Below are 15,412 nucleotides of genomic sequence, written 5' to 3' on the forward strand. Positions count from 1 at the left end.
GCACCACGGGGGCGCCGCGTCCGCCGCTGCGGCCGGAGGACGGCTTGGCCGCCGGGCGGCCGCCGCGGCGCTGCTCGATCAGGCCCACGGCCCGCTCGGGCAGCCACGCGGACGCCGTGCCGCTGTCGTCGGAGCCGGAACCGAAGAGGTGGGGTGCGAGCTGGGCCTGGAGGTCGGCCGGGTTGGGGCGGCCCGTCGCCTCCATCTGCATACAGGACTCGATGAGCGGGCGCAGCTCGTCCGGAAGGCCTTCGAGGTCCGGGCCCTCCCGCAGGAGCATGAAGACGGTCTCGACGGGGTTCGCGCCGTGGAAGGGCGCGTGGCCGGTGGCGGCGAAGACGAGCATCGAGCCGAGTGAGAAGACGTCGCTCGCGCCGGTCACGCTGCGGGAGTCCTTCGCCTGCTCGGGCGACATGTAGGCGGGGGTGCCGACGGCGACGTTGGTCATCGTCAGACGTGTGTTCGACACCCCGGAGGCGATACCGAAGTCGATGACGCGCGGCCCGTCCTCCACGACGAGGACGTTCGACGGTTTCAGGTCGCGGTGGACGAGACCGGCCCCGTGGATGGACTGCAGGGCCTCCGCGACACCCGCCGCGAGCCAGCGGACCGCCTGGGCCGGCAGCGGCCCGCACTCGGTCACTATCTCTTCGAGGGAGGGCGCGGGCACATAGGCGGTGGCCAGCCACGGCACGGCGGCGCGCGCGTCGGCGTCGACCACGGCGGCCGTGTAGAAGCCGGAGACGGCACGGGCCGCCTCCACCTCGCGCGAGAAACGGACCCGGAACAGCTGGTCCTCGGCGAGCTCCGTCCTGACCGTCTTGATCGCCACCCGCCGGCCCGAGGCCGAGCGCGCGAGATAGACCAGCCCCATGCCGCCGGCTCCCAGCCGTCCCAGCACCTCGAACGGCCCGATCCGCCGCGGATCGTGCTGTGTCAGCTGATCCACCACTTGCCTGCCACCTCCCCGTACGCGGCCGCGCTTCCAGCCACCGCTCCAGCCGCAGCTTCAGCCACTGCGCAGCGTCTCACCACCGAACCGCTCCGGCGGCACGCACCCCGATTCTTCCTGGCCGGGGCCCCGGTTGCGAACCCGGGCCCGAATCGGGATGTCTTGGCGCGTCATGGGACAAAAGGCTCGCACTCGCCTTGCTTTTCAACGCCGCCCGGTGTTTTTCAACGCCTTTCGCAGCTTTGCGCACGCCGTTCGTACGCCCTTCAGTGCTGAAGCACCGCGAATTTCAAGTTTGCAGCAGGGCAAAGGACGCCCCCTGGTTGTCCGTGACGACCGCCACGCGCCCGTACGACGTGTCGAAAGGCGGCGCCTGGACCCGTCCGCCGAGCCGCACCACCGTCCCGAGCAGCGCCTCGCAGTCTTGCACCCCGAAGTGAACGAGGAAGTGGGGCGGCATCTCGGCCGGGAAGGCCTCGGTGACCAGGACCCGGCCGAAGTCGCGGGTGGTGCCGGGGCCGAAGAGGGCGTCGTGGAAGAGACCGGTGTAGAAGGAGTCGGCGACGGCCGTGTCGCGGGCGTACAGCTCGACCCAGCTGAAGGAGCCCGGACCGTGCCGTCTGCCGAAGCCGGGGAGCGTGCCGCCCTCCCAGAGCCCGAAGACCGCGCTCTCGGGGTCGGCGGCGAGCGCCATCGTGCCGTACGGGCCCACCGGCACCGGTGCCGTGATCACCTGGCCGCCCGCCTCCAGGATCCGGCCGGCCAGGTCCTCTGCGTCCGGGGTGGCGAAGTACACCGTCCACACGGTGGGCATCCGCCCGTCCCGCTTCGGTACGAGGGCCGCCACGGGCCGGTCGTCGAGGTGCGCCCGTACGGAGCCCGCGTACGGGCCGGGGCCGGCGTAGGCCGCGGGGGCCGGGGACTCCAGGGAGCCCGGGGAGCCCGGGGAGCCTGAGGGGCCTGAGGGGCCCGGGGAGGGTCCGGTCGCCTCCTCCGTCTTGTCGAAGGGCTCGAAGGTCCACCCGAAGAGCTCGCCGTAGAAGCGCTTGCCCGCCTCGACGTCCGGAAGCTGGGCGTCGATCCAGCAGGGGACGCCCTCGGCGAAACCGGCAGATGCCTCAGATCCAGCCATGCGGCCAAGCTAACGGCCTTTCACGCATCCCGCAGGGCGGGCGGCACCCCTCCTCCAGACCCTCTCCGAGAGCCCGCGCACCCCATTTGCAGTCGGCCGAATCGCGCTCCGATCACCCCTCGGTAAGCTGACGGCATGACAGGACAAGTGCGTACCGTCGACGGCCGTGTGGCCGGTCGGCGCGGGCAGGCGACGCGGCAGAAGCTGCTCGACTGCCTCAGCGAGATGCTCAGCTCCTCGCCCTACCGCGACGTCAAAGTCATCGACGTCGCGCGGAAGGCGGGCACTTCACCGGCGACCTTCTATCAGTACTTCCCGGACGTCGAGGGCGCCGTCCTGGAGATTGCAGAGCAAATGGCGGCGGAGGGCGCCGGGTTGACCGAACTCCTCGAAGGACGCTCCTGGGTCGGCAAGGCCGGCTGGCAGACCGCCCAGGAACTCGTCGACGGCTTCCTGGAGTTCTGGCGCAAAAACGACGCCATCCTCCGAGTCGTCGACCTGGGCGCCGCCGAGGGCGACAAACGCTTCTACAAGATCCGTATGAAGATCCTGAACTCCGTGAACAACTCCCTCACGGACACGGTCAAGGAGCTTCAGGCGAAGGGCAAGGTCGACAAGGACGTCAGCCCGGCCGCGATGGCGGGCTCCCTCGTCGCGATGCTCGCGGCGGTGGCCTCGCACCAGAAGGGCTTCCAGTCCTGGGGCGTGAAGCAGGCCGAACTGAAGCCGAACCTCGCCCTGTTGGTGCATCTGGGTGTGACCGGCAAGAAGCCGACCAAGTAGTCCGCCGCACCCCGCGCCGGACGCCGGGTCTTTCCAGGCACAAGTCCTGTCACGCAGGCGGCAGTTCACTCAGGTGGGCTGCCGCCTGTCGCGTTCCCGGAACCCCCGGGACTCTCGGGTGCCTCCCGCCGGACGATCCGGAACAGCCGGATCTCCCGATCGACCCGAGCCTGGTACGTCGCGTACGGCGGCCAGAACTCCAGCAGCGCCTTCCAGACCGTGTCCCGCTCCTCGCCCCGCAGAAGATGCGCGGTGACGGGGATGTCCCTGCCCTTCCAGCTCACCTCCGCGTCGGGATGGGCGAGGAGGTTGGCGGTCCAGGCCGGATGGTCCGTACGCCCGAAGTTGGACCCGATCAGAATCCAGCTCGTGCCTTCCCTCCCCTTCCCTCCTTCCGGCATGCAGGCCAGCGGCGTACGCCTGGGCAGTCCGCTCTTCGCGCCGCGTGCGGTGAGGATGACGCCGGGCAGCATCTGGGCGCTGAGCAGGACCTTTCCGCGGGTGAGCCGGTGGACGGCGCGGTCCAGCGCGGGGATGAGATGGGGCGCGACCTTCGCGAAGGCGGGTGTCGAGGACACCCTCTGCACGATACGAACTCCTACTCCGGCGCCCATCAGACCGCCACCTCCCCGCCGCCGAACAGCCGGGCCGCGTCCGCCGCGTGCTCCCGCAGCCGGTGCACCGGCCCGAAGAGCAGCTCGTCGCCGGCCGCCCGCTTGAAGTACAGATGCGCCTCGTGCTCCCAGGTGAACCCGATGCCGCCGTGCAGCTGCACGGCCTCGGAGGAGGTGATCCGCAGCGCCTCCAGCGCCTGGGCCAGCGCGAGCCCGCCCACCCGCTCCTCCCCGGCACCCGTCGCCCAGGCCGCGTAGTACGCCGCCGAACGTGCCGCCTGCACCTGTACGTAGAGGTCGGCGAGCCGGTGCTTCACGGCCTGGAAGGACCCGATCGCGCGCCCGAACTGCTCGCGCTGCTTGACGTATTCGACGGTCCGCTCCAGTACTCGGTCGGCGGCGCCGACGGCCTCCGCGGCGAGGACGGCGGCGGCCGAGTCACCGACGCCGGCGAGCGCCCCGGCCACATCGGGGGATTCGTCGTCGCCCAGCAACTCGGCTTTCACGTCCCGCAGTTGGATCCGCGCCTGCGACCGCGTCCCGTCGAGGGAGGTGAGCCGCACGCGGGTCGCTCCCCCGCTCCCGGAACCGTCCTGCACGAGTGAGTCCTGCACGAGTGAGTCCTGCACGAGTGAGTCCTTCACGAGAAAGAGGAGGGTCCGCGAGCGGGCGAAGCCTCCGGCGTGCGCGGCCACGAGCAGCAGGCCCGCGCTGTGGCCGTCGAGCACCTGGTCGGCCTGCCCGTACAGCCGCCACCCGCCGTCGGTCCGGCGCGCCTGTACGCCTCCCGCGCGGCCGCCGCCCGCCCAGTCACCGCGGTTGTCGCCGGTCAGCCCGAGGGCGGTGGTCAGGCTCGCGCCCGGCACCGCGAGGGCGGCGGTGAGTTCGCCGGAGGCGATACGGGGCAGCAGCGCGGCCCGCTGCCCCTCACTCCCCAGGGCCAGCAGCAGAGGCGCGCTCAGCACGGCCGTGGCGAGAAGCGGCGAGGGAGCAAGACTCCGCCCCAACTCCTCACTGGCGAGGGTGAGTTCGGTGACGGAGCAGCCGACTCCTCCGTACGCCTCGGGCAACGCGAGCCCGGGCAGCCCGAGTTGCCGGGCCAGGGTTTCCCAGAGCGCGGAGTCGTACCCGCCCTCGCTCTGCACGGCGGCCCTGACCTCCTCCGGACCACAGCGTTTGAGGAGGAGTTCACGGAGGGTGCGGCGGATCTCTTCCTGCTCCGCGGTGAAGGTGGCGTCCATGGGCAGCACACTCCTTCGCATCTGACGGCGCGTCATGTTAGAGCGGCCACGGCCAGATGCACAGAGGTGTGACGCTCTGCGCACCCTGCCGAAGTCCACCGAATCTGATGTACCGTCAGATTCATGACACGGACCCGGACTCGTACCCGGCGGAAGGTGGCGGTCGTCGGCGTGTCCCTCTCCGACTGCGGCCGGGTGGACGAGGCGACGCCGTACGCGCTCCATGCCCAGGCCGCCCGCCGGGCCCTGGCCGACTCGGGACTGGACCGCACGGTGATCGACGGCTTCGCCTCGGCGGGCCTCGGCACGCTGGCGCCGGTCGAGGTGGCCGAGTACCTGGGCCTGCGGCCCACCTGGGTCGACTCCACCTCCGTCGGCGGCTCCACCTGGGAGGTCATGGCGGCCCACGCGGCGGACGCGATCGCCGCCGGGCACGCCGACGTGGTGCTGCTGGTGTACGGGTCCACGGCCCGCGCGGACATCAAGGCGGGCCGCCGCACGGGCAACCTGTCGTTCGGCGCGCGCGGTCCCCTGCAGTTCGAAGTCCCGTACGGCCACACACTGATCGCCAAGTACGCGATGGCCGCGCGCCGCCACATGCACGAATACGGCACGACTCTGGAGCAGTTGGCGTCGGTGGCGGTGCAGGCGCGGGCCAACGCCGCGCTGAATCCCGACGCGATGTTCCGCGACCCGATCACGGTCGACGACGTCCTGTCGGGCCCGATGATCGCGGACCCCTTCACCAAGCTGCACTGCTGCATACGCTCCGACGGCGGGGCGGCGGTCCTGCTCGCGGCCGAGGAGTACGTCCAGGACTGCCGTACGACTCCCGTCCGGATCCTCGGCACCGGGGAGCACGTCTCCCACACCACGATGTCGGAATGGCCCGACTTCACGGTGTCACCGGCTGCGGTGAGCGGCCGAACCGCCTTCCGGCGGGCGGGCGTTGCTCCGCAGGACATCGACTTCGCCGAGATCTACGACGCCTTCACCTACATGACCCTCGTGACGCTGGAGGACCTCGGCTTCTGCGAGAAGGGCGAGGGGGGTCGGTTCGTGGAGAAGGGCCGCCTGAAGGTCGCCGGCGGAGACTTCCCGGTCAACACGGACGGGGGTGGCCTGTCGGCCCAACACCCCGGCATGCGGGGCCTGTTCCTCCTCGTGGAAGCAGTCCGCCAACTCCGCGGCGAGGCAGGCCCCCGCCAGGTCCACCGCCCCGACGGCCACCTCCCGGAACTGGCCGTGGCCTCGGGAACGGGCGGCTGGTTCTGCTCGTCGGGGACGGTGGTGCTTGGACGGGGTATGTCGTAAATCCGCGGGCCCGGTGGGGGCTGGTCGCGCAGTTCCCCGCGCCCCTTAAAAGCAGGGGCTACCGCCCCGTCTTCAGGGGCACCCGGGCGCAGCCCCTGCCTTTCGTCTTCAGGGGCGCGGGGAACGGCGCAATCTTTTAGGGGCGCGGGGAACTGCGCGCTCAGCCCAAACGAACCCGCACCCAACACACCAAACCGACCCCCACCCACCCAGGGGCGCGGGGAACTGCGCAGTCTTTCAGGGGCGCGGGGAACTGCGCGACCAGCCCCCACCCACCCGCACCCGACAGCCGCCCCAGCCCTACTCCCCCTGCGGAAGATGGCCTTTGGCCTCCTCATACGTGCCGGCACCAGCCACACCCTCCGGCCCATAAACCAGGCTCACAACCCCCGTCTGAAACGTCTGCGAGGAAATCAGCTTCAGCGGAATCGAGGAGTCGCTCTCCTCGAACAACCGCATCCCCTTCCGCACCGCAATCGGATGCACCAGCAGATGCAGCTCGTCCAACAGCCCCGCGGCCAGCAACTGCCGTACGACGGAGACGGAACCACTGAGGGCGATGTCCCCGCCCTCCTCGTCCTTCAGCGCGGTGACGGTCTCCACGAGGTCCCCCTCCAACTGCTCGGAGTTCCGCCAGCTGAACGCGAGCTTCTGCCTGGAGGCGACGATCTTCCGCACATCACCGAGCTGCTTCGCGAACCCGGCGTCCTCACCGCCGGCGGCCTCCCGCTCGGGCCACGCCCCGGCGAAGCTGTCGTAGGTCGTGCGGCCGAACAGCATGGTGTCCGCCGTACCGAAGGTCGCACCGACGGCCGCGCCCATCTCGTCGTTGAAGTACGGGAAGTGCCACTGGTCGGGCGCCTCGACGACGCCGTCGAGCGAGATGAACAGTCCGGCGGTGATCTTCCTCATGAGGTTCCTCCAGGTTCCTGCAGAGCTGGTCGGTCGACTCTGCGTCGTCTCTGTGTCGTCGGGGTAGACGGCGAGGACGGGAGAAACTAATCGGCGAAACCCTCGACTCGCGATCCGAGGCTCATGATCCGACCGTGAGCGCCGCGGGAGTGAGGACACGGTTCGGCAGGCGTGTCGGCACGGAGACCACCCGGCGCCGGGCAGCGGCGGCCCTGCGGACGAAGGCCCGGTCCCGGTCCTGGACCTGCTTCGGGTCCTGGACCTGCTTCCGGTCCTGGTCCCGGCCCCCGTCCCTGCCACCCGCGAAGACGAACAGCCGCAGCACCAGGAAGCGGGCTGTCCCGGCGAGCCCGGAGGCGCTGAGGTAGACGACCTGCTCGGTGAGCATCCCGGGCGACGACTGCACGAGGTGCAGGATCAGCATCGCGAGGGAGGTCACCGCGTACGCCGCCGTGGCCGACCCGGCGGACTGCCAGTGCTGACGCCGGCCGGCCCGCTTACCGGTCCCGAAGGTGAAGAGCGCGTGCAGCTCGGTGCAGAGGACCGTCGAGGCGACGGTGATGACCGCGTTCGCCACCGCCCAGGGCATCGCACCGGCCAGCAGGGCCACCGCACCACTGGAGAGGACCCCGATCCCGCCGCCGCACACCACGAACCGGACGAAGGAGGCGAACGGCCCGGGAGCGACCTCGCCCACCGTCACCGGCTGCTGCGCGAGCTGCGACTTCATGGGGTTTTCCTTCCGGGCGGCGGGGCCGTGAACCCCTGCGATCGACTGAGTTCAACAATGCCGTCGCCCGCCCGTCCCAACGAGACAGCCCGCACCCGGACCCATGGTGGTGCTGGCTCCACCATGGAAGGGGGGTACGCCCGCCGAGCGGCCACGAACGCCCCCGCGCGGCGCCACGTTTCCGGCCCGTGGAACTGGAATACGTAACTGGACAGAACACGCTGAAACAGCAGAGGGAATCACCACCGACCGCACTCCGGAGGACCCCGCATGGCCCTGACCCGTGAAGAGCGAGAGACGTTCCTGAAAGAGCCGCACATCGCCGCGTTCGCGGTCGACGCCGGGGCGGGCCGTGCCCCGCTCACGGTGCCGATCTGGTACCAGTACGAGCCCGACGGCACCGTATGGATCCTGATCCAGGCGGACTCCCGAAAGAACCGACTGCTCAGCACGGCGGGCCGGTTCACCCTCATGGTCGACCGGCTCGAACCCACCATCCGGTACGTGTCCGTCGAGGGCCCGGTCCTCGACACGACCCCCGCCACCCGCGAACAGCTCCACGAGATCTCGGCCCGCTACCTCCCGGCCGACAAGGTCGACGGGTACGTCGACTTCTCCTGGAAGGAACACGGCACCCAGGTGGTCGTCCGGATGCGCCCCGAACGCTGGCTGTCGTCGGACCTCGGTGCCGTCTGAGCCACGGTCCGATCCGTACTGGATGCGGCCCGAGCGGAGGCACGCGTGACAATCGGGTCATGAGTGCCGACGCTTCCTCCTCGCCCTCCCCCGCCTCCCCGCCCTCCCAGTTCGTACGGCTGCTGCGGGCCCAGCGGGTCTGGGACACCGAACTGCCCCGCTTCACCCCGGACACCGCCCCGGCGGAGCCGCTGCCGCTGTTCGAGCAGTGGTTCGCGGAGGCGGTGGGGGCAGGGCAGACCGAGCCGCACACGATGTCCCTGGCCACGGCGGACGAGGAGGGCCGGCCCGACGTACGGATCGTGATGCTGCACGGCGCCGACGAGGAGGGCTGGCACTTCGCCTCGCACGCGGGCAGCCGCAAGGGACGGCAGCTGGCGGCCCGGCCGTACGCGGCTCTCAGCTTCTACTGGCCCGTGCAGGGCCGGCAGATCCGGGTGCGGGGCCGGGTGACCGTCGCCCCTCCCGAGGTCGCCCACGCCGACCTGCACGCCCGATCGACCGGCGCCCTCGCCTCCGCGCTGGTGGGCCGGCAGAGCGAAGTCCTCGACTCCTACGAGGAGTTGGAACGCGCCTCGGAGGCCGCCTGGCGGCGCGCCGAGCGGGAGCCGGACGCCTCCGCGCCCTCATGGACGGTGTACGTCCTCGCCCCCGACGAGGTCGAGTTCTTCCAGGGCGACCCCAACCGGCGTCATGTACGCCTTGCGTACCACCGCGCCGAGTCCACTTGGCGCCGGGAACTGCTGTGGCCGTAGCCGCGACGACGTGTGTCCTTCGCCTGCAGCCGCCCACACAACCGAAGCCCCCCCGCCCGGGGCGTCACAAACCAACAGCCTCCGCATCCGTGGCGAGCCGCGCATGCAGATGCACATCCCGAAACGCATCCTGCCGCCCCGCCTCGAACATCGCCCCCCGCAAAGTCCCCTCGAACAGAAACCCACACCGCTCAGCAACCCGGCACGACACATCGTGCCCAACCGCGTGCCCCAGCTCCAGCCGATGCACCCCGAGCCCCTCGAACGCCCACCGCCCGGCCAGCGCCAGCGACCGCGTCGCGACCTGCCGCCCCCGCGCCTCCGGCAGCACCCAGTAGCCGACCCGCGCGACGCGTATGACGTGGTCGATGTCGTTGACCCCGATGTGCCCGAGCATCACGCCACTCTCCGCGTCGGTGACGCAGAAGGAGGCCCCGACACCCTCCGCCGCCGCCTTGGCCCGCGCCCGCAGCGACTCCCGCGCACCATCCATGTCCTCGATCGCCCTGAGCGGGGTGTTCCACCGCTTGAACTCGGGGTCGGAACACCCCCGCAGCCACGCCTCGACATCGGAGTCGGCCTCCGCGCCCCACGGCCGAAGACGCAGACCGTGACCGTGGAGTTCGGGAAAGGGACGGGCGGCGTGGGACTCGTACAAGTCGGTCATCGTTCCATTCAACAACGGGCGCCCGAACTAGGCAGAAGCGGGCCGGAACACAGGAACCACGACCGTGACCGCCCCCTCCGTCCCCTCCCCCTCTGCCTTGTCCGCCTCCTCCGCGCGGAAGGCCACCTCCAGCGCCATCCCCACCCGCAGTGACTCCTCCCCGCACCCCACCACCTCGGTCATCATCCGCGGCCCCTCCGCGAGATCGACGACGGCGGCGACGTACGGCGTGCGGGAGCCGAAGGGCGGCAGGTCGTTGCGATGGACGACGGACCAGGTGTAGAGCGTGGCGCGGCCGCTGGCCCGTTCCCAGGTGACGTTCTCGCTCCAGCAGCGCGGGCAGAACTCGCGGGGGTAGTGATGGGCGCGCCCGCACGCCCCGCACCGGCGCAGCAGCAGCCGCCCCTCGGCGGCCGCGTCCCAGTACGGCCGTGTAAAGGCGTCGACCTCAGGCAGATCGAACCGCGCCCCGGTCACAACAGCACCCCCGCCCGAAGTACCCCGGCCATCAGAAGAAGCCCACCGCGCTGTCCAGCGACCACGTCTGCCAGGACATCGCGAAGAGGGCGACCAGCGAGATCAGCGCCATCATCGCGTTCTGCCCCTGCTCGGCCCAGTCGTGGATCATCAGCACGAGGTAGAGGAGGTTGAGGAGCAGCCCGCCGACCAGCGCGATCGGGGTCAGGAAGCCGACGACCAGACCGAGCCCGAGGGCGAGCTCCGCGTACACGACGACGTACGCCATCGTGCGCGGCCGCGGCGCGACCACCGTGTCGAAGCCGCTGCGCACCGCGTTCCACCGGTGCTTGGCCGCGACGTCCGACGCCCACGCGATACCGGTCCCGCGCTCGAACCAGCCCTTTTTGTCCTTGTGCCGCCAGCTCTCCAGCCACCACAGCCCGAGGCCGATACGGAGCACGGCGACCCATTCCGCCCCGGTGAGCCAGATCGTGTCCATGAACTCCCCTGCCGCCGAACGGGATCTGACGGTACGTCAGTTCAGCGTACGGACGGCGTACGCGCAAGAGCCGCGTCTCACCAAGCCCCCACAACCAGACGCCCTACGCCACGAGCCCCACGCACTCCTCCTACAGCCGTGATCAATCCGCAACCAATTCCGGGCTTGACCGAGACCCATCAAGTGACCACATGAATACGCTCTGGCACATGGCCGACTCCACAGCGCCCGCGGACTCCGCGGCACAGCCCCCCGCCGACCGCCCCGTGTACGTCATCGGCGGCGGCCCGGGCGGTCTCGCGGCGGCACACGCGCTGCGCGCGCAGGGCGTACGCGCCGTCGTGCTCGAAAAGTCCGAGCGCGTCGGGGCGTCCTGGCGACGGCACTACGACCGGCTCCATCTGCACACCACGCGGCGGCTGTCAGGGCTGCCGGGGCTGCCGATGCCGCGCTCGTTCGGGCGGTGGGTGTCGCGCGACAACGTGGTGCGGTACCTGGAGAAGTACGCCGAGTACCACGAGCTGGAGATCGTCACGGGTGTCGAGGTCTCCCGCGTGGAGCCCTCCGCCGACGGCGGCGGCTGGCTGCTGCACGCCACCGGCGGGCGCGAGCTGACCGGCAGCGCGGTCGTCGTCGCCACCGGCTACAACCACACACCGCACGTACCTGACTGGCCCGGCCGGGACGCGTTCAAGGGCGAACTCCTGCACGCGGGCGAGTACCGCAACCCCGGCCCCTACGCCGGACGCGACGTCCTCGTCGTCGGGGTCGGCAACACCGGTGCCGAGATCGCCGTCGACCTCGTCGAGGGCGGCGCCTCGCGCGTACGGCTGTCGGTGCGGACCGCGCCGCACATCGTGCGCCGGTCCACGGCCGGCTGGGCGGCCCAGTTCACCGGGATCCTCTGCCGACGGCTGCCGGTCGGACTGGTGGACCGGATGGCCGGGCCGCTGGCCAAGGTCAGCGTGCCCGACCTGTCGGCGCAGGGCCTGCCGCGACCCGACACCGGGCTGTACTCCCGCGTGAACGAGGGGGCCATCCCCGTGCAGGACGTCGGCCTGATCGACGCCGTCCGCAAGGGCCGCGTCGAGGTCGTGCCCGCGGTCGACGCCTTCGAGGACGGCAAGGTCGTCCTCGCCGACGGCGACCGCATCGGCCCGGACGCCGTGATCGCCGCGACCGGCTACCGGCGCTCGCTGGAGGGCGTGGTCGGCCACCTCGACGTCCTGGACGCCCGGGGCCGCCCGGTCGTCCACGGCCCGCGCACCCCCAAGAACGCCCCCGGCCTCTACTTCACCGGCTTCACCAACCCCATCAGCGGCATGTTCCGCGAACTCTCCCTGGACGCCGAAAAGATCGCAAAAACAATCGCCCGCGACGCGGACCGAAGGCTCCCGTCCCGCCTCACACACTGACCCGCGCAGTCTTTTGGCTTTAGGGGGCGCGGGGAACGGCGCAATCTTTTGGCTTTAAGGGGCGCGGGGAACTGCGCAGTCTTTGGGCTTTAAGGGGCGCGGGGAACTGCGCAATCTTTTGGCTTTAAGGGGCGCGGGGAACTGCGCAATCTTTTGGCTTTAAGGGGCGCGGGGAACTGCGCAGTCTTTTAGGGGCGCGGGGAACGGCGCGACCAGCCCCCACCGGCCCGCAGCCAAACAACCGCCCCCGACCCCCCGCCCCCGCGGAGCGCCTAGTTCACGACCAGGCTCGCCGAGTTGTCCGAACCATCCGGATCGAACGGAAAACCGTCACCCCGCTCCGGGCGAACCGTGACCACCCCACTCGCCCCGGCCACCACCGCATCGACACGCAGCTTGAACGCGTACGACCGCTCCGCACTCTCCGACACCCAGTACGGCAGGTTGCACACATAGCGCGGGGCGCCCGTGGACCCCGGGTAGTAGCCACCGTCCAGCGTTCGCGGGTAGCAGCCGGACGGAACCCCCGTGACCGTGGTGCCCTACGGCACGCGCAGGTCGACCGTGGCCACCGGGTCACCGGAACCGAGGTTGCCGACCCAGGCCGGGCCCTTGTTCTGGAAGGCGATCGAGGCAGTCACCGTGTCCACCTGGACCTGCGTGGGTAGTTGAAGGTTGCGCCCGAACTGTGCGGGACCTGTGCGTCCGGTCCCCGGCCGGATGCGGCGGGCCCCATACGGCGGACCGGGCGGGTTCCCGGGCAGGCCCCGCCGGGTACAAACCCTGTGCTCGCCACAAGTTCTTTGCGTGCAGACCCGTTCCTGACGCGCCGTCAGTTCAGTAATCTGACACTGCGTCAGTTATTGGCAGCCACACAGGAGCGGGCGGACCGATGCTTGGATCAACCCACGGCACCCTCACCACCGACTCCCGCCGGGCCCGAGTCATCGCCTGCGGCGAGCAACCGGCCCCTGCCGTGCACGGCAGGCCCGCCGCCACCGACGACCTCGACGTCAGCGGCCGGCCGCTGTACGCCGGCGTACCCGATCTGGACCGCTTCTTCCGCCCCGAACGCGTGGCCGTCGTCGGCGCCTCGGACGCCGAGGGACGGCCGAACACCGGCATCACCAAGCAACTGCTCGCCTGGTCCGAGCGGGTCGGCGCGCGGCTGCACCCGGTGCATCCGACACGTGAGTCGGTCTTCGGTATTCCGTGCGTCGCCGCTGTCGGGGATCTGCCCGAAGACGTCGACCTGGCCGTCCTGCTGGTCTCCGATCCCCTGCCCGTGATCGAGGAACTCGCCGAGACCAAGGTGAAGTTCGCGGTCGCGTTCGCCTCCGGGTTCGCCGAGACCGGCGCGGAGGGAGCCGCCGCACAGGCCAGGCTGGCCGCCGCGGTGGAGCGCTCCGGACTTCGGCTGCTCGGGCCGAACACCAACCTGAACGCCTTCGAGAAGTTCCGTGACGACCTGGACGGGCCTGCGATCGCCCTGATCACCCAGTCCGGACACCAGGGGCGTCCCGTCTTCACGATGCAGGAGCTGGGCGTACGGCTCTCGCACTGGGCCCCCACCGGCAACGAGGCCGACCTGGAGAGCGCCGACTTCATCTCCTACTTCGCCGAGCAGCCCGAGGTCGGGGCCATCGCCTGCTACGTCGAGGGGCTGAAGGACGGGCGGTCCTTCCTGCTCGCCGCCGACCGGGCGGCGCGGCGCGGGGTGCCGGTGGTGGCGGTGAAGGTCGGCCGCACCGAGACCGGCGCCCGTACGGCCGCCTCGCACACCGGCAAACTGACCGGCGCCGACGCGGTGGTCGACGCGGCGATGCGGCAGTACGGCGTGATCCGCGTCGACGGACTCGACGAACTCCAGGACACGGCCGCGTTGTTGGCGCGTGCCCGCCCCCCGTCCGCCGACGGTGTTGTCGTCTACTCGATCTCGGGCGGCACGGGTGCGCACTTCTCGGACCTCGCGACGGAGGCGGGGCTGTCGCTCCCCAGGTTGTCGCCCGGCAAGCAGGCCGAGTTGCACGAGTGGATCCCCGAGTACCTGGACGTGTCCAACCCCGTCGACAACGGCGGGCATCCGGTGGGCGACTGGCGCGGCCGGAAGATCATCGACGCGATCCTCGCCGATCCGGCGGTGGGGGTGCTGATCTGTCCCATCACGGGTCCCTTCCCGCCGATGAGCGACAAGCTGGCGCAGGACCTGGTGGACGCGGCGGAGCAGACGGACAAGCTGGTGTGTGTGGTGTGGGGGTCTCCGGTCGGCACGGAGGCCGCGTACCGGGAGACGCTGCTCGGGTCGTCCCGGGTGGCCACCTTCCGTACGTTCTCGAACTGCATCACCGCGGTGCGGGCCCATCTGGAGCACGCCCGGTTCTCCTCGTTCTACCGCTCGCCGTTCGACGAGGCGCCGCGCACGTCGTCTCCCTCGTTCCGCAAGGCGCAGGCGTTGATGCGGCCCGGGCAGCAGTTGAGCGAGCACGCGGCGAAGCAGTTGCTGCGGGCGTACGGGATTCGCGTGCCGCGGGAGCAGTTGGTGACCAGTGCCGCGGCGTCCGTGCGGGCGGCCGGGCTCGTCGGCTATCCCGTGGTGATGAAGGCATCCGGTGCGCAGCTCGCCCACAAGACCGAACTCGGCCTGGTGAAGATCGGGTTGACCTCGGCGAGTCAGGTCCGGGACGCGTATCGCGACCTCACGGACATCGCGCGGTACGAGGACGTGCCGCTCGACGGGGTGCTCGTGTGCCAGATGGTCGAGCCCGGTGTCGAGATGGTCGTGGGCGTCACGCAGGACGAGCTGTTCGGGCCGACGGTGACGGTGGGGCTGGGCGGGGTGCTCGTGGAAGTGCTGCGGGACACGGCTGTGGGGGTGCCGCCGTTCGGGGAGGATCAGGCTCGGTCGATGCTTTCTGAGCTCCGCGGGCGGGCGCTTCTGGACGGCGTCCGCGGGCGCCCTCCGGCGGACCTCGACGCGCTCGTCGAGGTCGTCCTCCGCGTCCAGCGCATGGCCCTCGAACTGGACGGCGAGCTCTCCGAGCTGGACATCAATCCACTGATGGTGCTGCCTCGGGGGCAGGGGGCGGTTGCGCTCGATGCGTTGGCCGTGTGCCGCTGAGTTTTGTCTGCGGGTGGGTGGGGGCTGGTCGCGCCGTTCCCCGCGCCCCTAAAAGATGCGCCTGCCGTTTGTCGTTTGGTCGGGGCCGGGGCGGGGCCTACGATCGCCGCTGTGTCATCCAGCAC

15 protein-coding genes are annotated in these 15,412 nt (G+C 70.7%); 6 read left to right on the top strand and 9 right to left on the bottom strand.

Annotated features, from left to right (window positions below; translation table 11 throughout):
• Both O3Q52_RS32135 and O3Q52_RS32140 read right to left on the bottom strand, forming a co-directional pair.
• Positions 1–952, bottom strand: a 952-nt coding sequence (locus tag O3Q52_RS32135; protein ID WP_269652198.1) for a serine/threonine-protein kinase, incomplete at its 3' end; no start/stop codon positions are given.
• Positions 953–1,241: 289 nt separating this feature from the next.
• Complete coding sequence (locus O3Q52_RS32140; protein WP_269652199.1) at positions 1,242–2,084, bottom strand: VOC family protein; 843 nt, start codon at positions 2,082–2,084, stop codon at positions 1,242–1,244.
• Between the two features lie 135 nt (positions 2,085–2,219).
• Between O3Q52_RS32140 and O3Q52_RS32145 the strand changes: the two genes are divergently transcribed.
• A complete protein-coding gene (locus O3Q52_RS32145; protein ID WP_079052949.1) occupies positions 2,220–2,867 on the top strand; it encodes a TetR family transcriptional regulator in 648 nt (215 codons plus the stop codon).
• A gap of 65 nt (positions 2,868–2,932) precedes the next feature.
• On the opposite strand, the gene O3Q52_RS32150 is transcribed toward O3Q52_RS32145, so the two are convergent.
• Both O3Q52_RS32150 and O3Q52_RS32155 read right to left on the bottom strand, forming a co-directional pair.
• Positions 2,933–3,481, bottom strand: a complete 549-nt coding sequence (locus tag O3Q52_RS32150; RefSeq protein ID WP_269652200.1) for a nitroreductase family deazaflavin-dependent oxidoreductase — start codon at positions 3,479–3,481, stop codon at positions 2,933–2,935.
• Positions 3,481–4,722: an acyl-CoA dehydrogenase family protein gene (locus O3Q52_RS32155; protein WP_269652201.1), complete on the bottom strand. Its 1,242-nt coding sequence runs from the start codon at positions 4,720–4,722 to the stop codon at positions 3,481–3,483. The genes O3Q52_RS32150 and O3Q52_RS32155 overlap by 1 nt, the downstream gene beginning before the upstream one ends.
• 123 nt (positions 4,723–4,845) lie before the next feature.
• On the opposite strand from O3Q52_RS32155, the gene O3Q52_RS32160 reads away from it, so the two are divergent.
• A complete protein-coding gene (locus tag O3Q52_RS32160; protein ID WP_269652202.1) occupies positions 4,846–6,036 on the top strand; it encodes an acetyl-CoA acetyltransferase in 1,191 nt (396 codons plus the stop codon).
• Positions 6,037–6,336: 300 nt separating this feature from the next.
• Here the strand turns inward: O3Q52_RS32160 and O3Q52_RS32165 are convergent, their stop codons facing one another.
• Both O3Q52_RS32165 and O3Q52_RS32170 read right to left on the bottom strand, forming a co-directional pair.
• Positions 6,337–6,948 (bottom strand): dihydrofolate reductase family protein, encoded by a 612-nt coding sequence (locus O3Q52_RS32165; RefSeq protein ID WP_269652203.1) that lies wholly within the window; start codon positions 6,946–6,948, stop codon positions 6,337–6,339.
• A 121-nt stretch (positions 6,949–7,069) separates the two neighbouring features.
• A complete protein-coding gene (locus O3Q52_RS32170; protein ID WP_269652204.1) occupies positions 7,070–7,678 on the bottom strand; it encodes a hypothetical protein in 609 nt (202 codons plus the stop codon).
• Positions 7,679–7,948: 270 nt separating this feature from the next.
• Here O3Q52_RS32170 and O3Q52_RS32175 point away from each other — a divergent pair, with 270 nt between their 5' ends.
• Together O3Q52_RS32175 and O3Q52_RS32180 are read left to right on the top strand one after the other, a co-directional pair.
• Positions 7,949–8,374 carry a pyridoxamine 5'-phosphate oxidase family protein gene (locus tag O3Q52_RS32175; RefSeq protein WP_269652205.1) on the top strand — a complete coding sequence of 142 codons (426 nt, stop codon included), beginning with the start codon at positions 7,949–7,951 and terminating at the stop codon, positions 8,372–8,374.
• A gap of 59 nt (positions 8,375–8,433) precedes the next feature.
• A complete protein-coding gene (locus tag O3Q52_RS32180) occupies positions 8,434–9,129 on the top strand; it encodes a pyridoxal 5'-phosphate synthase (protein ID WP_269652206.1) in 696 nt (231 codons plus the stop codon).
• A 64-nt stretch (positions 9,130–9,193) separates the two neighbouring features.
• On the opposite strand, the gene O3Q52_RS32185 is transcribed toward O3Q52_RS32180, so the two are convergent.
• From O3Q52_RS32185 to O3Q52_RS32195, 3 genes are read right to left on the bottom strand one after another with little or no spacing between them, the layout of a single operon-like run.
• The gene (locus tag O3Q52_RS32185) at positions 9,194–9,796 is read right to left on the bottom strand and encodes a GNAT family N-acetyltransferase (RefSeq protein ID WP_269652207.1); all 603 of its coding nucleotides are present in this window, start codon (positions 9,794–9,796) and stop codon (positions 9,194–9,196) included.
• A gap of 27 nt (positions 9,797–9,823) precedes the next feature.
• Complete coding sequence (locus tag O3Q52_RS32190; RefSeq protein ID WP_269652208.1) at positions 9,824–10,273, bottom strand: Zn-ribbon domain-containing OB-fold protein; 450 nt, start codon at positions 10,271–10,273, stop codon at positions 9,824–9,826.
• Between the two features lie 31 nt (positions 10,274–10,304).
• The gene (locus O3Q52_RS32195) at positions 10,305–10,754 is read right to left on the bottom strand and encodes a DoxX family protein (RefSeq protein WP_269652209.1); all 450 of its coding nucleotides are present in this window, start codon (positions 10,752–10,754) and stop codon (positions 10,305–10,307) included.
• A 209-nt stretch (positions 10,755–10,963) separates the two neighbouring features.
• Here O3Q52_RS32195 and O3Q52_RS32200 point away from each other — a divergent pair, with 209 nt between their 5' ends.
• Positions 10,964–12,169 carry an NAD(P)/FAD-dependent oxidoreductase gene (locus O3Q52_RS32200; RefSeq protein WP_269652210.1) on the top strand — a complete coding sequence of 402 codons (1,206 nt, stop codon included), beginning with the start codon at positions 10,964–10,966 and terminating at the stop codon, positions 12,167–12,169.
• 892 nt (positions 12,170–13,061) lie between these two features.
• Positions 13,062–15,287 (top strand): acetate--CoA ligase family protein, encoded by a 2,226-nt coding sequence (locus O3Q52_RS32205; RefSeq protein WP_269652211.1) that lies wholly within the window; start codon positions 13,062–13,064, stop codon positions 15,285–15,287.
• Positions 15,288–15,412 lie beyond the last annotated feature (125 nt).

This window comes from Streptomyces sp. ActVer (assembly GCF_027270795.1).
Taxonomy (GTDB): Bacteria; Actinomycetota; Actinomycetes; order Streptomycetales; family Streptomycetaceae; genus Streptomyces; species Streptomyces umbrinus_A.